The sequence below is a fragment of the Lachnoclostridium phytofermentans ISDg genome (assembly GCF_000018685.1).
Classification (GTDB): domain Bacteria; phylum Bacillota; class Clostridia; order Lachnospirales; family Lachnospiraceae; genus Lachnoclostridium; species Lachnoclostridium phytofermentans.
On record NC_010001.1, the window covers coordinates 3375681 to 3397434 of the forward strand.

A 21754-nucleotide genomic window follows, 5' to 3' on the forward strand; every position below is an offset into this window, starting at 1 on the left:
TTTTCTTTAACACTTTTCTGCATTTTTCAACTGATGTTCTATTCCTATCGTAAGATTATTTATTACATCATGTAACGATCCCTTCATACTGCAACCAGCAGCCAAAATATGACCACCGCCGCCGAAGAAAACAGCAATCTTACTTACATCAACGATTCCATTGGAACGCATACTAACTTTATATTCCTGTACATCGTCTTCACGAAGGAATATCGCCACCTCAACTCCTTTTGTAATACGAAGCTGGTCAATGACACCATCAAGATCCGATGGTACAACATTGTAAAAATTCTGAGCACGCTTACTGATACTAGAGACAATAATTTTTCCATCCAATAATAAGATACTTTCTAATAAACAGCGTCCTAATACTTGATTTTGAACAAATGTCTTTTGATAAAAAGTTTCATCTATTATTTTATTCGGAGTTGCCCCCAATGTAATTAACTTTCCAGCTATCGCCATCGTTTTTTCTGTTGTGTTAGAATGCTTAAATACGCCTGTATCGTGAACAATGCCAAGATATAAAGCTTCTGCTGTCGCCTTACTAATCTTATCTACATCGAATAAGTCATACAAAACTTCACAAGTAGAGCTAGAATCTGAAACCATCAATGTAACACTAGCAAAACCGGTGTTACTAATATGGTGGTCAATATTTACAGTTTTTTTCGCCTGCATTGCATAATATTGGGCTGCTCCTAAACGGTCTAAGCTGCCACAATCCAATGCAAAAAACAAATCGTAAGGTTCCTCGTCCTTGTAATCTGATTGTATGCAATTCGAGGAAGTTAAGAAACGGAAGGGCTCTGCAATTGGCTCTAAGTGAAGATCAATGGTCTTAGTTCTATCGGCATTATAGTTTTCTTGTAAATAATTATACAAAGCCAAACAAGAACTTGTGCAATCCCCATCCGGGCGAACATGACCTGTAATTCCAATTCTATTTGCTTTTCGAATGTCTTCCTCAAAACGTTTCATGAAAAGCCTCCTTACTGCTCATCCTCATGCCCTTTATCATCTGATTCCTCTTCGTCTGACGCTTTGTGATTACCAGCATTTACTTCATTAATTAATTTTGACATGGAAACGCCATACTCAATGGATTGATCCACAACAAAGAGAAGTTCAGGTGTATTTCTTAAATTAATACCACGAGCAAGCTGTCCGCGTAAAAACGGAGCAGCGCTTTTTAGCCCTGCAAGTGTATTCTTTTGAGATAGTTCATCTCCTAAGACACTGATATACACCTTTGCAGTTTTTAAGTCTGGTGCAACTTCCACTGCAACGATACTTGTCATCGGATTAATTCTAGGGTCCTTAAGTTCTCTTGATATAAGCATACTAAGTTCCTTTTGAACTTCTTGATTTATTCTGGTATTCTTAATACTGTTTTTTCTCATAAAACACCCTCATTCTTTCACCAACCCGTAAATTTGGGCAGTAACACAATATTTACAAATTTTCACACTAGTTATTTTAAAGTCAGGTTACTTCCTGATTTAAAATGCAAGCTAGTGTGAAAATTTGAAAGTTGTTTTCTTTTAATCTATTATCTTGGTACCTCTACCATCATATATAACTCAACTAAGTCATACTCCTGAATGTCATTGAATTTTTCAAATACAAGACCACATTCGTATCCTGTATTTACTTCCTTCACGTCATCCTTGAATCTCTTTAAGGAAGCCAATGCACCCTCAAAGATTTGAGTTCCTTCTCTTGTGATACGTGCAGAACAACCTCTGACAATCTTACCATCTAATACATAAGAACCTGCAATTGTACCAAGTCCAGAAGCCTTGAATACCTGACGAACTTCTGCATGACCCATTACCTTTTCTTCAAATGTTGGGTCTAACATACCCTTCATTGCTGCTTCTACATCTTCTATCGCGCTGTAAATAACACGATATAATCTTAAGTCAACCTTTTCACGCTCTGCTATTTCACGAGCCATATTATCAGGACGAACATTAAATCCAATAATAATTGCATTAGAAGTACTTGCTAACATAACGTCTGATTCATTAATAGCACCAACGCCACCATGAATAATACGAACTGCAACTTCTTCATTACTAAGCTTAACCAAACTCTGTTTTACAGCTTCTACAGAACCTTGAACATCTGCTTTTACGATTAAGTTTAATTCTTTAATGTTACCAGCCTGAATCTGTGAGAAGAGACCGTCTAATGATAACTTTGCCTTAGTATCTGCAAGAAGACGTTCTTTACCCTGTGAAATAAAGGCATCTGCAATATTACGTGCTTCTTTTTCATTTTCTGTAGCCATAAAGATTTCACCGGCATTTGGAACTGCGTTAAGACCAAGGATTTCAACAGGAGTAGATGGAGTAGCTTCCTTTACTCTTCTTCCCTTATCATCCATCATCGCACGTACTTTACCATAAGTAGAACCAATAACAATATTATCTCCTACATGAAGTGTTCCCTTTTGTACTAGAATAGTAGCAACGGTACCTCTTCCCTTATCTAGCTCAGCTTCTATTACGATACCTCTAGCCATACGGTCTGGATTCGCTTTTAGCTCTCCCATTTCAGCAGTTAAGATAATCATCTCTAGTAATTGATCAATACCTTCTTTGGTATGTGCAGAAACTGGAACAAAGATGGTATCACCACCCCAATCTTCCGCTATTAACTCATGCTCAGTAAGCTCTTGTTTTACTCTTTCAATATTTGCACTTGGCTTATCAATCTTGTTGATAGCAACAATGATTTGAACACCTGCTGCCTTTGCATGGCTGATAGCCTCAACTGTCTGTGGCATAACACCGTCGTCTGCTGCAACTACTAAAATAGCGATATCTGTGGATTTTGCACCACGCATTCTCATAGAAGTAAATGCTTCATGTCCTGGTGTATCAAGGAACGTAATCTTCTCTCCATTTACCTCAACGGTATATGCACCGATATGCTGTGTAATTCCACCTGCCTCACGAGAAGTTACATTAGCCTCACGGATAGCATCAAGAAGAGAGGTTTTACCATGGTCAACGTGACCCATAACGCAGACTACAGGAGGGCGTTTTACCATGAGGTTTTCATCTTCATCGTCTTCTTTTAATAACTCTTCTACCTTATTTACAAGAACTTCTTTTTCTGCAATAATTTCATAGCCTAAAGCAATTTCTTCCGCTTCTTCAAAGGTAATTTCTGAATTAATAGAAACCATCTTACCAGCAAGGAATAACTTCTTAACTACCACAGATGGCACAACTTTCATCTTATCTGCCAATTCTTTGATTGTTAGAACTTCTGGAATTATAACTGTCTTAATTTCGTCTTGTTTTTCTAGAGATTGCTGTGGTTTAGGCATAATAAAGGCACCCTTACGATTTGGGTCTTTTTTACCTTTTGCTGACTTAATATTACCATCCTCAACATTATTACGCCCACGATCACGGTTACGATCACGATCACGACTCTTGTCGTTAAATGCTGCTGCTCTTTGTTCTTTCGTTAATTCATTAGCAAGGTCGGATTTGATACTTGACTTCTCACCACTTTTTGGGTCGGTACGTTTTTTATCAAAGGATCTTGTGTATCCTGAATCCTTATCCTTGTCAAAATCCTTATTGAATCCGCCAAAAGATCCCTGTCCTTGGCTTCTACCAGCATATCCACCTTGACCTTGCGGTCTTCCGCCGTAGCTTCCTTGGCCTTGCGGTCTTCCGCCGTAGCCACCCTGGCCCTGTGGTCTTCTGTCTCCAAAGTTTCCTTGACCCTGTGGTCTATCGCCGTAGCTTCCCTGACCTTGTGGTCTTCTATCTCCATAGCTTCCTTGGCCCCCAGGTCTTCTATCGCCGTAGTTTCCTTGACCCTGTGGTCTATCGCCATAGCTACCCTGACCTTGTGGTCTTCTGTCACCGTAGCTTCCTTGACCCTGTGGTCTATCGCCATAGCTTCCCTGACCTTGTGGTCTTCTATCTCCGTAGCTTCCTTGACCCTGTGGTCTTCTGTCACCGTAGCTTCCTTGACCCTGTGGTCTATCGCCATAGCTTCCTTGACCCTGTGGTCTATCGCCATAGCTTCCCTGACCTTGTGGTCTTCTATCTCCGTAGCTTCCTTGACCCTGTGGTCTTCTGTCACCGTAGTTTCCTTGACCTTGTGGTCTATCACCACTATTTGGTCTTCTATCTCCGTAGCTACCTTGGCCCTGTGGTCTTCTATCTCCGTAGTTTCCTTGACCTTGTGGTCTGTCACCATTGTATGGTCTTCTATCTCCTGAATTTTGACCTTGTGGTCTTCTATCTCCGTAGTTTCCTTGACCTTGTGGTCTGTCACCATTGTACGGTCTTCTATCTCCTGAATTTTGACCTTGTGGTCTATCACCATTGTATGGTCTTCTATCTCCTGAATTCTGACCTTGTGGTCTGTCACCATTGTATGGTCTTCTATCTCCTGAATTCTGACCTTGTGGTCTTCTATCTCCATAGCTTCCCTGACCCTGTGGTCTTCTATCTCCAGAATTTGTTGAAGTCTGTGGTCCTTCTCCGTTGTTTCCTTGTGGTCTTCTATCTGTATGTTGGTACTTTCTATCACCAACGGATTGTATGTTATCTTCACTCTCGGTGCTTCCAGTTGTTACATTTTGTTCACTCATATTTTTTCTCTCTCCCTGCGCTGTCATTGGTCGTTGTTTGTGCACCACTGGCTCTGAAGGAGTCTGATCTGCCTTTGCCGTAACGCTGTTATTTTTTTCTGGTTTTTCCACTCTTGATGCCTTTCCATTATCTATAGATTTTGGCTCATTGCTACTTACTGAACCTTTAAATTTTCCTCGGACCAAATCAATTTCTTTTTCTTCAATGTTATTGCGATAACTTTTTACCTCAGATCCTTTTGACTGTAAAAAGTTAACAATCACATTGTTGTCTACTCCTAACTCTTTGGCTAATTCATGGATTTTCATTTTTGCCATATATTACTACCTCCGCTTATAGGTTCTCAACAATACCGCTTCATCATTTCGAACTCTCCTGATTCAAACATTTTTCTATGCTTCTTGCCATTCCTTGGTCATTAATACTTAAGGATGCGCGAAATTCTTTTCCTATCGCGTGTCCAAGATCAGTCTTTTCACCGAAGATATAGATCGGTACATCGTAGAAGGTACACATATTGCGAAACATTTTTTTCGTATTCTCAGAAGCATCTTCCGCCACTATGACCACGCACGCCTTCCCCTCTTTTACCGACTTTTCGGTAGAAAACTCTCCACTTGCCACATATCCTGCTTTGGTTGCCAATCCTAGTAACGACATAACTCGTTTCTTCGTGGCTGCTGCCTTAAGCAACATTTCATCATTCATCTGCAATCTCACTCAACTCACTTTCCAATTGTTCATATACCTCTTTTGGAATCGCAGTTTTTAAGGATCTCTCAAGCCCTTTGCTTTTGATGGCTTTTCTAAGACATTCCAATGAGTTGCATATGTATGCGCCTCTACCGTTTTTCTTTCCAGTTGTATCAAGTACAATCGTATCTTCTGGTGTCTTTAACACCCGAATCATCTCTTTTTTACTTTTCATCTCTCCACAACCGGTACACTTACGTAATGGAATTTTTCTTGTATTCATATCGTCATCTACCTCTCAGGGACATTCTATTCCTCGTAGTAACTACCATATACCTGTGATTCGCTTTTGATATCAATTTTGTATCCGGTTAATCTTGCAGCGAGTCTAGCATTTTGTCCCTGTCTTCCAATTGCTAAAGATAACTGATAATCTGGTACAATAACCTTCGCACTCATTTCGCCTTCACTAACATCCACTGAAACAACCTTTGCTGGACTTAATGCATTCTCAATTAATTCTGCAGGATCATCACTCCAGTTAACAATGTCAATTTTTTCACCGCCAAGTTCATTCACAATGGCATTTACTCTAGCACCATTTAAACCTACGCAAGCTCCAACTGGATCCACGTTAGGGTCGTTACTGGATACTGCCATTTTTGTTCTATCTCCAGCTTCACGTGAAATGCTCTTGATTTCTACAATTCCTTCTTTTACCTCAGTAACTTCGGCTTCAAATAATCTCTTTACAAGTTCAGGATGAGTTCTAGAAACTGTAATCTTAGGTCCTTTGGTAGTATCTTTTACTTCTAGTACATAAAGTTTTATACGGTCTGTAGGACGAAAATGCTCACCCTTGATCTGTTCATTCTCCATAAGTACAGCATCTACTTTACCAAGGTTAATGCTTACGTTGTTTCCAACATAGCGCTGAACGATACCTGTTACAATATCTTTTTCTCTTCCATAGTATTGATTGAATAAAACTTTACGCTCTTCTTCACGAATTTTTTGAACCACTACCTGCTTCGCTTTTTGAGCTGCAATTCGTCCAAAGTTCTTTGGAGTAACTTCCACCTGAACGATATCACCTAATTCATACTTTCCTTTTGGGAATTTCATTGTAGCTTCGGCCAAACTGATTTCGAGTACAGGATCTTGCACCTGTTCTACTACAACGCGCTCCGCAAATACGCTGACAGCTCCTGTCGTACGATCAATATAAACTTTAATATTGTCTGCCTTCCCAAAATGATTTTTGCACGCTGCTACTAAAGAATTTTCCATCGCATCTAATAAGACTTCTTTGCTGATGTCCTTTTCTTTCTCAATCTGATTCAACGCTTCTATTAGTTCCTTGTTCCCTTCCATGTTCTACAATTCCTCCTTAAGATTAAAAGTCAAGCGCTAATCTTACCATAGCGATGTCTGCTCGTGCAAACTCCATGGTTGTTCCATCTGCCTGCTCTATTATCAGCTTTTCCTGATCAAAATCCGTCAAAATTCCCTCAAAATCCTTTTGCTTGTTAATTGCCTTATATAGCTTTATTTCAACTTCTTCACCAAGGCTGCGTTTAAAATCCTTGTCTTTTTTAAGTTGTCTACCAAGTCCTGGAGAACTTACCTCAAGAATATAGGCATCCGGAATAAAATCCTTCTCATCAAGCAAATCACTGAATCGTCTGCTGACTACCTCGCAATCATCTACCGTAATACCGCCTTCCTTATCAATGTAAGCACGTAAATACCAATTACCAACCTCTTTTACATACTCCACATCAACCAATTCGAAATTATTTTCTTCCATAATCGGTGTAAGAAGTTGTTCCGCCTTTAACTCATATTCCTCTCTCTTTGTCATAAAGACACCTCCTTTTTTATTATTACCATATTGATACTTCTTCATGACAAATGATGTGTTGACTTGGCGCTATGTGGGTCAAAATGTGGGTCAAAATGTGGTCCAGATTCGCTGGGGCCCACAGCAAAAAGTAAGAGTGGACTTTCGTCCACTCCCGTCATTATCATATCATTGCATCGGATTTATTATATCATTCATTCCAAATTATTGCAAGGACTATTTCAGAACTGTTAGATTAGGCGGATACTGACTTCTCCAGTATGAATGGTTTCCCTTTTCTTATCTTCGTATTCTACGATCAACCCTCCATTGTCTTCAATCCCAATCGCAGTTGCCTTCTTTGGTTCACTGTAGCCTAAGATGTTGATTTCCTTCCCAAGTATCATCGAGTTCTCCCGATAGTCTTTTAAGAATTCTCTGTTATCAGAATCCATACAAATTTGTAACACCTGACATAGGATCTCTGCTATTAGCTGATTTCTACTTACTTCATCGGTATCTCCATGATAAAGTGCTCCAGCTACCTCTTTTAACTCAGAAGGAATCTGTTCCATCTGTATATTGAAATTAATGCCAATTCCAAGAATAATGCTGTCAATAAGTCCTGTTTCACAATCTGTGACTGCTTCTGTCAAAATACCACAGACCTTTTTCCCTTCATAATACAAATCATTGACCCACTTAATCTGCGTTTCTTTCTTCGTCACCTTTTTAATGGCGCGGTAAACCGCAACTGAAGCGGCTGTTGTTATATAAATTGCATCCGTGGCAGTAAGCTGCGGCTTTAATATTATACTCATGTAGATACTGCTACCTTCCAAAGAAATAAAGTTTCTACCACGTCTTCCACGCCCATTCGTCTGAACATTTGCAACGAAGACACTTCCATGAGGTGCTCCATTTGCAGAGGCCATTTTTGCATCTTGATTCGTAGAACCAGTCACTTCTCTGACCTCAATGCTAAGACTTTCCATTTCTTCATTAAGAAAGGTCTTTATCCCTTCTACAGATAATACATCGCTGGCTGTAGCCAAACAATATCCCCTGTTAGGCACTGCTTTAATCTTATATCCCATGGTTTCTAGTGCTTTGATTGCTTTCCACACTGCTGCTCTTGACACTTGTAATCTACCCGCAAGCTCTTCACCTGAAAAAAATTCTCCACGATTTTCTTCTAAAGTTTTAAGTACCTCTTGTTTTACTGACATCCAATCCCTCGTTTCCTATCGGTAGTAAGAGTTCTCCTCTTTTTCTAACCTTAATTATAGCGAATCTAAGTAATGGATTCAACCATCAGATATCAGATATTAGATATATATCCTTTAAGTTACTATAGGATAAATTCCATTAAGTTATTATAAGATATATCCTATTTAGTTATTATAAAATATATCCTATTTAGTTATTATAAAATATATCCTATTTAGTTATTATAAAATATATCCTATTTAGTTATTATAAAATATATCCTATTTAGTTATTATAAAATATATCTTATTTAGTTATTATAAAATATATCCTATTTAGTTATTATAAAATATATCCTATTTAGTTATTATAAAATATATCTTATTAAGTTCTATAAGATATATAACTGTAAGTTACCATAAACATGAGAATACTTTACTTCTTACCTTAAGACACTTTTTACTTATCATCGCTTGCTTTTGTATACGGAGCCAATGTAAGACGTACAAAAAATCCTTGACCATGATGACAGTTTGGACATTCCTTTGGTGCTTCTGTTCCTTCATGAACATATCCGCAATAGTCTTCCTGCAAATCTACTGGATAACCTCCATCCACTGTGATTGTCTCACCCATAAAAGGTCTTAAGTGCTCATAAAATAATTTTGCATGAGCGTATTCCTGATCCGCTGTAAAATTAAATATTTGTTCAATTACGTAATATTCTTGCTTTCTGGCTTGTTTCCCAGAAAAGGTATATCGATTTCTAGCTTGACTCTCTCCGGCAAATGCTCTCATTAAATTACCTTTGGTTTCACTATTCTTAAATTCAACAGACATAAAAAAACCTCCTGTATTCCATACTCTTTTGAAAGTATTACCGAAAATACAGAAGGTTATGTTTAAGTTTCAAAACTTGTAACATTATAACATGTTTTTACTAATGACAAGGAATCGTTTGTGCAGCATATTTTTTACTTAGTTTTAATCGTATTTTTCACTTGGTTTTAATCGTATATTTCACTTGGTTTTAATCGTATATTTCACCTGGCTTTATATGAAGTAAAAAGTACAAGCAAATAAATATTTTAATTAAAACAAAATTCCTGTGTCCGTAGCTGCTTTATAATAAGAAACTAACGGTAGAAAACTTTGTGCAAAGTTCTTGGTCCCTGGTCCAGGCCCAATGACACTGTCCCCTACAATCTTTTTACTGCCACCTAAGGTAGCACTTTGGTTGTCCGTAGCTGATTCAAATGTCATTAAGCCATAGGTAAGATATTTCTCATTTCCTGTTAATTCATAACATATTGTTAATGCTTCTAAGATAATAGTGTTATTACCAAGTCGTTTTAGACTAGGTAACTCTTTGTAATAGAACAAACCATTGTCCATATAGCAGTTCTCTATTAAATCATCTACTGCTCGAATTATCATACCTTTGATATTTTCACTCGGTCTAATGCGATAATATCTCATTAAACTTCCAACAGCGATAGAGATCATAAAGACAACTCGAATTGCAGTATTATCTGTATATGGAGAGAGCCAATGTCCATATTCCTTCTCCCAATCTTCAAAATGTCCTACAATCCAGTCACACTTCAAAAGCCAGCGTTCTTCATGAGTTTCCTTATATAGAGCCACAAGGCTTCGCATCGCCCATCCTGTTTCTCTCGCATTTATCTCACCCTTTTTATGAAACATTGGTGTTTCTAATAAACGCAAGATATTCTCTCCGATTCCGATTGCCGTTTTATACGCTTCTTCATCCCCGGTAAAATGATAATAATCGATTAATCCTTCGACCCATTGATGACTGCATACAATTGTACTGTTTAATACATGGTTGTTCGTATGTTCCCATTGACCTCCATAATATAACGGATTGTCGCTATAGTGGCATACATCCACATCCATCCAATGTCTACCTGCCACTAATAAATAGTCTAGGAAACGTCTCGTACCAGTCCTTACATACATAAGTGCACAAGCATGAGGAAAATCATATTCATTGTTCGTCCATACCGGTAAACCGCCCCCGCGTCCTTGCGTAGTATAACCCGGATCCGGAGAATCCCCCCAATTTAACATTCCATAGCATCTAGCATGACTATCCGCTTTTGCAATTAAGGAGAGTTCTACCTTTGATATCTTTTTATCAACAAAGACGTCATGAAATGTTCCTGACTCTCTGTAAACATTGCTGTCTAATTGCGGACGATCTGGCATCTGATAAATTAAACTACGATTATTTAATTCCTTTAAATCTTCTTCGTTCGAGTGAAAATGAAGTAGGAATTTCTGCTCTCTAGCCATTCCAGATTGCATAATAACCTTCGTCGCATTCTCAGGAACCAAACTAAGTTTAATTCCCTGCTTCGATGCCTCTACTGCTTTCGGATAGTTTTGCTGTGCCTGATAGATCGTAGCACAAACACCACCCTCTGATGTGTTATAATCCGCAAACATGGTTCCGTAGAACACCTCCGCAATGTGCTCATTTGCTTCATATAGCAAATCTTCAGCATCTACTTTTTTAGATACAGTTTCTCCTTCTTCACTTACCAAATAACTGGTTCGGTAATTTGAGGTTGCTACACAAGTACGATTTACCTCTAATTTATTTTTCTCTTTGCCATTTGCAAAGATTTCATATTGTAGCGATTCAATTGGCAAAGCATCATTTGAAGTGTTAAATAAACGATAAGAAACTTCAAACCATGGTTTTCCTGCATAGGCAGTCAATTGAACTGTTACTCTGTAAGACTTCTCTTTCCATATATGTTCTCCTTCACCCTCTAAGGTAACACATACAGGCCCTTCCTCCACTACATGAAACTCATGAAGTTTAAAATCACATGCTCCTTCATGTTCTATATAAAGTTGTGGCATTCCAAACTGGCTTTCTTCATAAACGGTTCCACCACACTTTAATTCCTTTAGAAAACTGCCCTGTCCTGTTTTAGTCGTAAAGGTAAGTTCGCCGGTATCTATGGTATAGTTTAAAGAATCCTTATCCTTTGTCAGGCACAAAACATTCGGTTTCTTCTCATAGGTTAGAACTGAATTTTCTATCTTATTTCCATTTTTACTTTCTTCGAATTCTGTTCTATCTAGATATAATTCATAGGATGTTCCTTGATTACCTGGCAGATTTGCTAAGAAACGAACAAATAAGAAACGGATGGAACCATCCTCCCAATAACTTGTTACTTTTGTTTGTGATAAGGTTTCTATTCCGTCTTTCGCAACAACGATACCCTCAATATTTCTTAACTTATCCTTAGCAATTGGTACCGCAATACTGCATGGCTCCCCTAAGCGTTCTTTTAAGTAAATCTTTTCAAAGGTTAGTGTAATCATACGTGTGTCCTTCTCCCTTCCAAACAAACAGCATCTTATGTAGTTTTCAGCTCACTTTGATACTGAATTGATACTTTGATTGCTTGTATTATATCACAATAATTCTTTAATGTATGGCAATATTCTTGCTCTATAACGTTGTTTTTACTGTTTTTTTGCACACCGACACAAGTTAAAACAAAAATAGCCTTATGTCAAGTAATAGAATTTCATGAATTCTACAACTTTCCATAAAGCTATTAACTAATTCCTCTAATTAAACTCTCTTATTATTCCTTATCTGAAGACATAGATGCCTCTTTCCTATTCTTATTGATACGAATAGATTTACCAACAAATAAACCACCTGTTGCAAGTACTGCAAGGAATATAACCTTAAATGCGGTTCGTAGAAATTCGACTATAAAATTTTCCATCGCTCTACCTCCTTCAATTTAATCTTACGTTAACCAAAACTGATTTTATTATACAATAAACCGTAAAAAGATGCAAATTGAAAAAGCGAAGAACTTATGAGTAAACACTAGTTATTATCTACTATATACTTATTAATAATATCATATCATCGAATTATCTTCGATGAGAAAGCTCTCCGATAATATCGTCCCAGTCAACACCACGTTCTGCCATTAACACCATCATATGATAAAGAAAATCTGAAATTTCATATTTTAATTCTTCCGGATTTGGATTTTTAGCTGCAATCACGATTTCTGTAGCCTCTTCTCCGCATTTTTTAAGAATTTTATCAATTCCCTTTTCAAACAGATAATTTGTATAAGATCCTTCTTTTGGATTCTTTTTACGGTCTAATATTACTTGAAACACATCCTGTAAAACTAATAAAGGGTTTGACTCTTCGTACTCCTTTTTCACTAATTCTTGAAAGAAACAAGTTGTATTTCCGGTATGGCATGCTGGGCCTTGTGGTTGTACCATTGCTAAAATTGTATCCTTATCACAATCGAGGGTTAAGGCTCTTACATACTGGTAATTCCCTGAAGTCTCACCCTTAATCCATAGGCTTTGCCTGCTTCTAGAATAATATGTCATACGTCCAGTTTCTAAAGTCTTTTCATATGCTTCTTCATTCATATAAGCAACCATAAGAACATCCTTGGTTTTATAATCCTGTGTTACGACAGGGATTAACCCTTGTTCATTTAATTTAAATTCAGAAAATGGAAGATTACTTCGAAACGAATTCATTTCTATTCCCGTATCTTTTAATAATCTCTTAATTTTATAGATGTCCTTATTTTCATAATAATCAGTTGCAACACCTAGCACATTCTTTGTTTTAATCAAGGTTTCCATATCATTCCGTAACAAACTGTCTCTGATATAGACTGGGAACGGCGCTGTCTCTATTTTTTCTAAGATGCTCTCTGTCATGTAGACATGTTTGATAAGTACCGCATCGATGCCTAACGGAAGGATATCCTTCCTTAATTCTTCACGCTGTAAGATACCGTCATTTTTTTCAGCACTCGCATCAAACTCTAAGATGATTTTATCTTTACCAAAACGATCAGAGCCTTCTTTTAAGATTGAGATATCTGTCAGTTTACAATACGGCAGTACCACCTTGGAAGCTCCAGTATAGAATGCTTTTTTAATATCCTCAAAACGCTTTGCGAGGTATCCAATCATGACTGGTATCTCTACCTTCTTCACAATGGCTTTCACAGTTAATAGAAATTCTTCTCGTTCTTTCTCTAAGATAGAATAGTTATAGATAAATATTTCATCTGCACCGTTTTGTTCATAAGCTAAAGCTCGTTTTATTACACTATCCTCTAGCTCATTTTCTGCATTAATGTTAGCAATAATTTTTTTATACATAAAATTCTCTCTTTCTTCTAAGTACACTTTGTACACTTTGTGAACTTTGTACGCTTCGTTTCCTTGTCATGTATAAGCAAAAGCATGCTCCGCTAATTTTACTTGTCAAGACTAAGCTACTGCTCGAACAGTCTGGTCGCATTCTCGAGTTCAATTCTTCGTTCGTATAACGCTTTCCCAATAATTACTCCAGATACTTTTATTTTATCCAGCTCCTCTAAATCTTTCATTGAGGATACTCCGCCCGAAGCAATAATGTTAAGACCAGTTAAATCGACCATCTCTTTCGTGTGTTCTATGTTAGGTCCTTGCAGCATACCATCCTTGGAAATGTCCGTATAAACTATCGTAGATACCCCAAGCTCCTTCATCTCAAGGGCAAGAGAAACTGCATTATAATTACTAACTTTCTCCCATCCTTCTATCGCTACCATTCCATTTTTTGCATCGATTCCGATTACTATTTTATCTGCTCCAAAGGTAGAAATAATCTCTTTCACAAACTGCGGGTTTTCCACGGCTTTCGTGCCAATAATAACACGGTTTACTCCGAGATTTAACTTATGTTCTATATCCTGTATGGTACGGATACCACCTCCAACCTGAATCGGTACTGAAACAGTCTGAACGATTTCTTTTATCACCTCATCATTCACGCTATGACCAGCTAAGGCACCATCCAAATCTACAATATGAATGTAACTTGCTCCTTGACCTTCCCACTGCATCGCTATGTTAGCAGGAACATGAGAATACACTTCTACATCATGAAATTGTCCTTGCCTCAATCTAACACACTGTCCATTCCGAATATCAATTGCTGGATATAATCTCATAGTTGTCTCCTATCTGCCGTCTTTTGGCTAACTATTTTATTCTACAGTTCCTTTAGTGGATAATACACCTTGTATCCTAGGGTCAATACCACTCGCTTCATCTAGTGCCTTTGCGAATGCTTTAAACATAGCTTCTACAATGTGATGATTGTTATTACCATCCATTTGTTTTATGTGAAGATTCATGCCAGCACTATAAGAGATAGCATAAAAGAATTCTTTTACAAGCTCTGTATCCATATAACCTAACTTTTCACAGGTTAATTGCGCCTGATAATTTAAATACGGACGTCCAGATAAATCGATTGCACATAAGACCAAAGTTTCATCCATAGGAAGCAAAAAAGAACCATATCGACGAATACCTATTTTTTCATCTAGTGCCTGTTTGATTGCCTGCCCCAGAACAATACCAGTATCCTCTACGGTATGATGAGAATCCACATAAAGGTCTCCCTTTACTTTAATCGTTAAGTCAAAAAATCCATGTTTTGCAAAGCTTTGTACCATATGATCTAAGAATCCAATCCCTGTTTCTATCTCAGCTATCCCTGTCCCATCCAGATTTAACTCTAATGTAATATCCGTTTCTTTCGTTTTTCTAGAAATTTTCGCTGTGCGGTTCATAAATAACCTCATTTCTGCACTGCTATCTAATCTATCACTTGTTGTCGCAGTGCAGACACAAGAGTATGCCGCCAAAGGCGGAAATTCACTTCACACTTCGTCGTTTTCAAATCTCACTGATATTGAATTAGCATGAGCTGTAAGTCCTTCTGCCTTTGCAAACGTGACAATATCCTCGTAAACAGGAAAAAGGGCTTCTCTTGAGTAAGAAATGATACTGGACTTTTTAATAAAATCATCTACACTCAGTGGTGAGAAGAATTTTGCGGTCCCATTCGTTGGTAGTACATGGTTAGGTCCTGCAAAATAATCTCCAAGTGGCTCAGAAGAATATTCTCCAATAAAGATGGCACCAGCATTCTTAATCTTTGTCATTACCTCAAACGCATTCTTGGTCATAATCTCAAGATGCTCAGAAGCTATCTCATTTGCTGTATCAATAGCTTCACTTAAGTTTTTCGCAACCAAAATATATCCATAGTTATCTAAAGAAGCACGAATGATTTCACTACGATTTAAAACTTCTAAGAATCCATCTATCTCATCTGATACTTTCTTAGCAAGTGATTCACTTGTTGTAATTAGAATAGAAGAAGCCAACTCATCATGCTCAGCTTGTGATAAAAGGTCTGCCGCAACAAATCTTGGATTAGCAGTTTCATCAGCAATTACAAGAATTTCGCTTGGTCCAGCGATAGAATCAATGCTAACATTTCCATATACAGCTTTTTTTGCAAGCGCTACATAGATGTTACCAGGTCCAACTATCTTATCTACTTTTTTTATTGAATCCGTTCCATAAGCAAGTGCAGCGATTGCTTGTGCCCCACCCACTTTATAGATTTCGGTTACCCCTGCCTCTTTCGCTGCAACTAAGGTACCTGGATTTACATTGCCATCAGCACCTGGTGGTGTTGTCATAGCTATTCGTCTGACACCAGCAACTTTCGCAGGTAAAACATTCATTAATACGGAAGATGGATATGCAGCCTTTCCTCCTGGTACATAAACACCTACTGCATCGATTGCGGTTACCTTTTGTCCAAGAATAACACCATTGGGCTCACTGTCAAACCAGCTATATTGCTTTTGTTTTTGGTGATAAGCTTCAATGTTATGTATGGACTTACGGATAACATCAAGCGTTGATGGTGGTATCTGTTCATATGCCTTCGCAATTTCTTCTTCCGTTACACGTATCGTTTCCTTTGTGATGGTAGCTTTATCAAATCGTAAACTATATTCAAATAAAGCCTCATCGCCACGTTTTTTTACATCACTAATAATGCCAGCAACTTGATCTTCATATTCTCTATATTGATTCGGACTACGTTTTAGTAGGTTTTCCAATATATTATTTTTTGTTGATTCATTTAATTCGATAATTCTCATATTAATAATCATGCCTCCATATCCTGCAAACTTTAACTGCAGATACAAATTTGCTACTACCTTTTTTTAGTCTTCCATTATTGAGCTTCCGTAAGTACTTCTCTCAAGTCATTAATCATCTTTGTAATTCTTTCATGTTCCATCTTCATACTCACTTGATTGACTACTACACGAGCGGATAACGGACAAATCTCTTCTAGTACTTCCAATCCATTTTCTTTTAATGTAGAACCTGTCTCAACGATATCTACAATTACTTCTGATAATCCAACAATTGGTGCTAACTCTATCGAGCCATTCAACTTTATTATTTCTACTGTTTGATGCTTCTTATTATAAAAATAATCTTTTGCAATATTCGGATATTTCGTTGCTACACGTATCAATTCACCGTGATGCAAAAGTTCTTTCGCACTCGCTGGTCCAGCAATACACATACGACATTTGCCTAGATTTAAATCTAAAACCTCGTACATCTTTCTTCCTTCTTCTAGAATGGTGTCTTTCCCAACCACTCCGATATCAGCAGCACCATATTCTACATAGGTCGGAACATCATTTGCTTTTGCTAAGAAAAAACGAAGTTTTAACTCTTCATTCGTAAATATTAATTTTCTAGAGGTTGGATCCTTCATCTCATCACAGGTAATTCCAATCTGCTCTAATATCTCTAGCGCCTTTTTCGCAAGGCGACCTTTTGCTAATGCTATTGTAATATATTTCACTATAACCTCCTAGGATAACATTCCTTTGAGTGGTACCGTTTGTACTGTTCCATCGATTGCATGAATCACCTCTACCTCGTCTTCGGTAAATAATGCAAGAATACCACCAATACTCATACGATTTGCATACGCTATATAATCCTCTCTCGTTTTTCTTTCGTCATGGGCCAACATTTCAATCTTCATCTCCTGTCCACGAAAATGATTGGCAAGAGCCACAGCATTTGCGATATAAGAAGAATCGTAAACAATCAAGGTATTCTCTAATTCAGGCTCTCCTAATAGTTTTTGCCTACTTAGTGCAGTCAGAAGTTGGTCTATTAAAACAGCCATACCAATCGCTGGTGCCTGCTTTCCAAACTGCGAAACCAAAGAATCATAACGACCTCCAGTAATCACCGCATCACCGGTTCCATAGGTGTAAGCTCTGAAAATAATTCCGGTATAGTAATTGTACTTACTAAGCATTCCTAAATCAAAGGTGATATACTGTTCATATCCATAGAGTGTTAATAATTCATATAGTTTTTCCATACGCTCTAAAGCATTTCTTGCACGTTCATTATGGATGGATTCCTTCACACCAAGTACTTTATCTAGTGTTCCAAAAAGGTCAGTTAACTGTAAAATAACACTCTTTACAGGTTTTTCTAACTTCTTTCCACTAATTAGTTCTTCCACACCAAATAAATTCTTATTTTCAATCAGAATACGTAACTGTTCGGTTTCATCTTCATCAAATCCTGCTTCTTCTACAATTCCGAGAAAGAAGTCAGCTTGACCTATTTCTACTTGAAACTCTTTTAAACCGGCACATTTTAAGCATTCTACCGTCAATGCAATCATCTCAGCATCCGCTTCTATACTTGCATCATTAATTAATTCTGCTCCTAACTGAGTAGTTTCCTTTAATTTCCCCTGGTAACTGCTACTATTAATAAAAGTGCTTCCACAATAACTTAAACGTATTGGCATCTCTTCTGTCTTATAGTATTTAGCAACGCAGCGTGCTATGGATGGTGTGATATCTGGGCGAAGTACTAAGGTATTACCTTCCCTATCAAAAAACTTATACATCTCTTTACCACTTACACTTCCACGTTCTTTGCTAAAAATATCAAAAAACTCAAACATCGGGGTTTGTATCTCATGAAATCCATGCAGTGCCAAGCGCTTACTAAGCTCTTGTTCTAGCATCTTTTTCTTTGCAAACTCAGAGTTATAAATATCACGAACACCCTCTGGGGTGTGTAATAATCTATCCATAAAAATCCTTCTTTCATAGCACTTTATCGTGGTAACGTGATAATTCGCTACCATACGAAGTTAATTTATTATAATGCAAATGCACTATCATGTCAATGGAATAAACTTACGATAAATACCATGAATATGCAAAAGAGCTGTCACAGACAGACTTTGGCAGAGAGTCTTAATCCTCTCTTTCCAACAAATCTTTTTGTAACAGCTCTAAAAATGGAACGAATACTCCACTATGTCTTCTCATATAAAAATCCTCGCAAAGCTCCTCTTTTCGGAAACTCTTCCTTCCTCCAGATAGCTTTCGATTCCAAAATCCCATAAGTTCCCCAAAACGTAAATAATAGAATTCATCTTTTTTTGAAAAATAAATTAAAATAAAAGAGATTCCACCTTGTAGTTCAAAGTCCTCCATAAACTTCACCTGATGTTCATGGATATTTTGCAGGGAAAAAGTATCCACCGCACATTCCTTCGCATCAAAACAAACCGGTATTCCCTGAACCGCTCCAATATAATCGACTGTACTTTTTTGTTCAAAATAAGCAAGTGTTATATGACGTTTTTCTTTATCAATCTGAATTGGTGTAATCGGAGTTGGTACCTTTTGAATTAACGCTAATTGATTCTCACGATATTTCTCTAATGTCAGATTAATTAACTCTTCTAGCGCAGATCCACGAAGCCCTCTCGAATTCCATGATGGCACTTATTTCCCCTCCTTTTTGCACCCTAGTTATCGCTAAATAAACTTTTCTCTAAGTTTTTGAATAATTTAGGATATGGTGCTATTATCTTTTGATTACTTAATTTCTCTAGCTCTTTAGGAAGATTAGGAAACTCTAATCGGTAAGAGTGAAGTAACTGATGACTTAAGCCATACTGTTTTTGCATTTTTTTATTCAGCGTTTCATCACCATATTTCGTATCACCAATAATCGGATGCCCAATGCTACTTAAGTGAGCACGAATCTGATGAGTCTTACCGGTGATTAATAATACCTCTAAGAGTGTATATCCGTTCTTACTTAATATCGGTTGATATTCAGTCTCAATGTAGGAACTTTCACCATCGTTAGGATCATTCGTAGTAATCCTTACTTTATTCGTCTTCTCGTCTTTAGCCAGATATCCATTGATTCGAGCACCCTTAGTCATCGTTCCTTTGACAATACAGCGATAATATTTATGAAGACTACGATCCTGTAGCTTTGCTGACATCTCCTGAAGTCCTAGTAAGCTTTTACCGGCAATTACTATCCCGCTGGTATTTCGGTCTAATCGATTGCATACCGATGGTTTAAATGTCGATAACTCCTCTTTTGTCAAACTCCCCATCTCTAAAAGATAAGCAATTAATAGCTCAACCAATGATACATCGGATTCTTTTGCACGTTGTGATAACATACCAATCGGTTTATTAATAATAACTACATGAGAATCTTCGTATAAAACATCTAGTTTTACAGCTCTTTGATTCACCTTAGCATCAAGCTGATAAGATTCTTTGAAGCTTTCTATTGTCTCCTCTGCTAGGAAAAGACGAACGATATCCCCCTCTATAAGTTTTTCTGCTCCTTCTGCCTTTTTTCCATTCAAGGTAATATTTTTCTTTCGAAGCATTTTATAAAAAAAACTCTTAGGCGCTTTATTAAGATATTTTGCTAAGAACTTATCCAGTCTTTGACCTGCCTCATTTTGTACTATGGTGATTTCTCTCACTTTATTAACATCCTTTACTATATTATATAGATGGCCATTAGTAATGGGCATCTAGCGCCGATTTCATACGTGTGAAACACGTAATCTACCCTATGAAATCGTTCACATCCGCTGGAATTATCTCATCAAATGATTTTATAAAATAATCTGCTAATCTCTTCTTCTCTTCCTCAATCGATACAGAAAACTCATCCCAAACAGCACAAACTTTCATACCAGCATTTTTTCCTGCTAATATTCCTTGAGGAATATCTTCAAAAACTAGACAGTTTTCTGGTTTTACAGCAAGTTTCTCTGCAACAAACAGATAAATATCTGGCGATGGTTTACCCTTCGCAACCTCACAAGAAGTATGAATCGCATCAAAATACTGTTCCACATTAAGTTCCTTTAGTACTGCACTAGCAAGTTCCTTAGAATTACTTGTTGCAATTCCTGTTTTTATATTATTTTCTTTTAAGTATTGTAAAAATTTAAGTGCCCCTTGTTTTAATGGAACTTCCTTTGAATATTTCTCATATGCCATCTCGTTCCAAGTGTCCTTAATTTCTTCTACAGAAGGTTCTAACTGAAATCGTTCTTTAAAATAGATTGCAGTTTCAGAAAAACTCATTCCTTCAATTTCTCGTTGTAGACCTTCCGGTAACTCAATCCCAAATCTACTTAAGTATTCCACATCAATAGCCTCCCACATCCACATGGAGTCTACCAATGTTCCATCTAAATCAAAAATACATGCATTTATATTCTTTAGCACAATAATCTCCATTCTGTCGCAATTAGTGTGAAATATCTTGATTTTCACACTTGTAATCATGCCAACTCAGTAAGTATGCATTTTTTTTGCACCACTATAAATTTCTGTTATCTATTCTCACGCAACGCTTCAATTTCTTCTTCGGTAAGCTCACGATATTCGCCAAGAGAAAGGCTCTCATCAAGGACAAGACTTCCCATCGAAATTCGTTTCAAATAGATAACCTCATTCCTGGTCGCTTCAAACATTCGCTTTATTTGATGAAATTTACCTTCCCGTATCGTTACATATGCTTCTTGCTCTGAAATACGCTCTAACTTCGCCGGCAAAGCGGTAAACTCCTCGTCTATTTTAAGTCCAGCTGCAAATGCTTCTTCGTCTTCTTTTTTAAGAGGGTCCCGAAGTTTTGCAAAATAAACTTTATCAACATGTTTTTTAGGACTCAATAGCTGATGAGCTAAATCACCATCATTGGTAATAATTAAAAGTCCCTCTGTATCCTTATCTAAGCGTCCTACTGGAAAAAGATCTTTTCTCTTTGCCTCATCAATTAAATCAACGACTGTAGTCTGTTTTTTATCATTCGAAGCAGATACCACTCCAGCAGGCTTATTTAACATAAAATACTCCAAAGTAACATAGGATAACTCCCTGCTATCAACGAAGATTTTATCATGATTACTATCAACCTTAGTTTCTGGCGAAGTTTCGGTATTCCCATTTACCATTACTCTGCCCTTTCGTATCATCTGCTTTACTTCTGTTCTAGTTCCAACCGATAAATCCGCAAGGTATTTATCCAGTCTTAGCATCGAATTTGATTTACTCATTACTTCCTCCAGCCTCTG

At 37.3% G+C, this 21754-nt stretch carries 21 protein-coding genes; all 21 read right to left on the bottom strand.

What is annotated here, in order from left to right; genetic code table 11:
* Positions 1-6 precede the first annotated feature (6 nt).
* The 21 genes from CPHY_RS14300 to CPHY_RS14395 all read right to left on the bottom strand — a co-directional run bounded on the left by CPHY_RS14300 (position 7) and on the right by CPHY_RS14395 (position 21736).
* The gene (locus CPHY_RS14300; protein WP_012200783.1) at positions 7-981 is read right to left on the bottom strand and encodes a DHH family phosphoesterase; all 975 of its coding nucleotides are present in this window, start codon (positions 979-981) and stop codon (positions 7-9) included.
* A gap of 11 nt (positions 982-992) precedes the next feature.
* Positions 993-1403: a 30S ribosome-binding factor RbfA gene (rbfA, locus tag CPHY_RS14305; RefSeq protein ID WP_012200784.1), complete on the bottom strand. Its 411-nt coding sequence runs from the start codon at positions 1401-1403 to the stop codon at positions 993-995.
* 149 nt (positions 1404-1552) lie between these two features.
* Positions 1553-4948 (bottom strand): translation initiation factor IF-2, encoded by a 3396-nt coding sequence (infB, locus tag CPHY_RS14310; protein WP_012200785.1) that lies wholly within the window; start codon positions 4946-4948, stop codon positions 1553-1555.
* A 43-nt stretch (positions 4949-4991) separates the two neighbouring features.
* Positions 4992-5339 carry a L7Ae/L30e/S12e/Gadd45 family ribosomal protein gene (locus CPHY_RS14315; RefSeq protein ID WP_012200786.1) on the bottom strand — a complete coding sequence of 116 codons (348 nt, stop codon included), beginning with the start codon at positions 5337-5339 and terminating at the stop codon, positions 4992-4994.
* A complete protein-coding gene (gene rnpM, locus CPHY_RS14320; RefSeq protein WP_012200787.1) occupies positions 5332-5607 on the bottom strand; it encodes an RNase P modulator RnpM in 276 nt (91 codons plus the stop codon). Before rnpM ends, CPHY_RS14315 begins: the two co-directional genes overlap by 8 nt.
* A gap of 26 nt (positions 5608-5633) precedes the next feature.
* Complete coding sequence (nusA, locus tag CPHY_RS14325) at positions 5634-6698, bottom strand: transcription termination factor NusA (RefSeq protein WP_012200788.1); 1065 nt, start codon at positions 6696-6698, stop codon at positions 5634-5636.
* A gap of 22 nt (positions 6699-6720) precedes the next feature.
* The gene (gene rimP / locus CPHY_RS14330) at positions 6721-7188 is read right to left on the bottom strand and encodes a ribosome maturation factor RimP (protein WP_012200789.1); all 468 of its coding nucleotides are present in this window, start codon (positions 7186-7188) and stop codon (positions 6721-6723) included.
* Positions 7189-7418: 230 nt separating this feature from the next.
* Positions 7419-8396: a biotin--[acetyl-CoA-carboxylase] ligase gene (locus tag CPHY_RS14335; protein WP_012200790.1), complete on the bottom strand. Its 978-nt coding sequence runs from the start codon at positions 8394-8396 to the stop codon at positions 7419-7421.
* Positions 8397-8835: 439 nt separating this feature from the next.
* Entirely contained in the window at positions 8836-9216 is a 381-nt protein-coding gene (locus CPHY_RS14340) for a rubrerythrin family protein (protein ID WP_012200791.1), read from the bottom strand.
* A 252-nt stretch (positions 9217-9468) separates the two neighbouring features.
* A complete protein-coding gene (locus CPHY_RS14345) occupies positions 9469-11742 on the bottom strand; it encodes a glycoside hydrolase family protein (RefSeq protein ID WP_012200792.1) in 2274 nt (757 codons plus the stop codon).
* A 269-nt stretch (positions 11743-12011) separates the two neighbouring features.
* Entirely contained in the window at positions 12012-12158 is a 147-nt protein-coding gene (locus CPHY_RS21775; protein WP_157668728.1) for a hypothetical protein, read from the bottom strand.
* A gap of 154 nt (positions 12159-12312) precedes the next feature.
* Positions 12313-13587 (bottom strand): bifunctional phosphoribosyl-AMP cyclohydrolase/phosphoribosyl-ATP diphosphatase HisIE, encoded by a 1275-nt coding sequence (gene hisIE / locus CPHY_RS21315; RefSeq protein ID WP_157668729.1) that lies wholly within the window; start codon positions 13585-13587, stop codon positions 12313-12315.
* A 116-nt stretch (positions 13588-13703) separates the two neighbouring features.
* Positions 13704-14423: a 1-(5-phosphoribosyl)-5-[(5-phosphoribosylamino)methylideneamino]imidazole-4-carboxamide isomerase gene (gene hisA / locus CPHY_RS14355; protein WP_012200794.1), complete on the bottom strand. Its 720-nt coding sequence runs from the start codon at positions 14421-14423 to the stop codon at positions 13704-13706.
* Between the two features lie 36 nt (positions 14424-14459).
* Positions 14460-15050, bottom strand: a complete 591-nt coding sequence (gene hisB / locus CPHY_RS14360; protein WP_012200795.1) for an imidazoleglycerol-phosphate dehydratase HisB — start codon at positions 15048-15050, stop codon at positions 14460-14462.
* Positions 15051-15140: 90 nt separating this feature from the next.
* Complete coding sequence (gene hisD / locus CPHY_RS14365; RefSeq protein ID WP_041703704.1) at positions 15141-16442, bottom strand: histidinol dehydrogenase; 1302 nt, start codon at positions 16440-16442, stop codon at positions 15141-15143.
* Between the two features lie 77 nt (positions 16443-16519).
* Positions 16520-17167 carry an ATP phosphoribosyltransferase gene (gene hisG / locus CPHY_RS14370; RefSeq protein WP_012200797.1) on the bottom strand — a complete coding sequence of 216 codons (648 nt, stop codon included), beginning with the start codon at positions 17165-17167 and terminating at the stop codon, positions 16520-16522.
* A gap of 9 nt (positions 17168-17176) precedes the next feature.
* Positions 17177-18433, bottom strand: a complete 1257-nt coding sequence (gene hisZ / locus CPHY_RS14375; RefSeq protein WP_012200798.1) for an ATP phosphoribosyltransferase regulatory subunit — start codon at positions 18431-18433, stop codon at positions 17177-17179.
* 166 nt (positions 18434-18599) lie between these two features.
* Positions 18600-19136, bottom strand: a complete 537-nt coding sequence (locus CPHY_RS14380) for a Holliday junction resolvase RecU (protein WP_012200799.1) — start codon at positions 19134-19136, stop codon at positions 18600-18602.
* A 23-nt stretch (positions 19137-19159) separates the two neighbouring features.
* Positions 19160-20149, bottom strand: coding sequence for an RluA family pseudouridine synthase (locus CPHY_RS14385; protein ID WP_041703705.1), 990 nt, complete (start codon positions 20147-20149; stop codon positions 19160-19162).
* An 85-nt stretch (positions 20150-20234) separates the two neighbouring features.
* Positions 20235-20906 (bottom strand): HAD family hydrolase, encoded by a 672-nt coding sequence (locus tag CPHY_RS14390; protein WP_012200801.1) that lies wholly within the window; start codon positions 20904-20906, stop codon positions 20235-20237.
* 107 nt (positions 20907-21013) lie between these two features.
* Positions 21014-21736, bottom strand: a complete 723-nt coding sequence (locus CPHY_RS14395) for a pseudouridine synthase (RefSeq protein WP_012200802.1) — start codon at positions 21734-21736, stop codon at positions 21014-21016.
* Positions 21737-21754: the final 18 nt, after the last annotated feature.

Coding starts and splice junctions, on each gene's coding strand:
- CPHY_RS14300 (WP_012200783.1), bottom strand. CDS start 981: ATGAAACGTTTTGAGGAAGACATTCGAAAAGCAAATAGAATTGGAATT.
- rbfA (WP_012200784.1), bottom strand. CDS start 1,403: ATGAGAAAAAACAGTATTAAGAATACCAGAATAAATCAAGAAGTTCAA.
- infB (WP_012200785.1), bottom strand. CDS start 4,948: ATGGCAAAAATGAAAATCCATGAATTAGCCAAAGAGTTAGGAGTAGAC.
- CPHY_RS14315 (WP_012200786.1), bottom strand. CDS start 5,339: ATGAATGATGAAATGTTGCTTAAGGCAGCAGCCACGAAGAAACGAGTT.
- rnpM (WP_012200787.1), bottom strand. CDS start 5,607: ATGAATACAAGAAAAATTCCATTACGTAAGTGTACCGGTTGTGGAGAG.
- nusA (WP_012200788.1), bottom strand. CDS start 6,698: ATGGAAGGGAACAAGGAACTAATAGAAGCGTTGAATCAGATTGAGAAA.
- rimP (WP_012200789.1), bottom strand. CDS start 7,188: ATGACAAAGAGAGAGGAATATGAGTTAAAGGCGGAACAACTTCTTACA.
- CPHY_RS14335 (WP_012200790.1), bottom strand. CDS start 8,396: ATGTCAGTAAAACAAGAGGTACTTAAAACTTTAGAAGAAAATCGTGGA.
- CPHY_RS14340 (WP_012200791.1), bottom strand. CDS start 9,216: ATGTCTGTTGAATTTAAGAATAGTGAAACCAAAGGTAATTTAATGAGA.
- CPHY_RS14345 (WP_012200792.1), bottom strand. CDS start 11,742: ATGATTACACTAACCTTTGAAAAGATTTACTTAAAAGAACGCTTAGGG.
- CPHY_RS21775 (WP_157668728.1), bottom strand. CDS start 12,158: ATGGAAAATTTTATAGTCGAATTTCTACGAACCGCATTTAAGGTTATA.
- hisIE (WP_157668729.1), bottom strand. CDS start 13,587: ATGTATAAAAAAATTATTGCTAACATTAATGCAGAAAATGAGCTAGAG.
- hisA (WP_012200794.1), bottom strand. CDS start 14,423: ATGAGATTATATCCAGCAATTGATATTCGGAATGGACAGTGTGTTAGA.
- hisB (WP_012200795.1), bottom strand. CDS start 15,050: ATGAACCGCACAGCGAAAATTTCTAGAAAAACGAAAGAAACGGATATT.
- hisD (WP_041703704.1), bottom strand. CDS start 16,442: ATGAGAATTATCGAATTAAATGAATCAACAAAAAATAATATATTGGAA.
- hisZ (WP_012200798.1), bottom strand. CDS start 18,433: ATGGATAGATTATTACACACCCCAGAGGGTGTTCGTGATATTTATAAC.
- CPHY_RS14395 (WP_012200802.1), bottom strand. CDS start 21,736: ATGAGTAAATCAAATTCGATGCTAAGACTGGATAAATACCTTGCGGAT.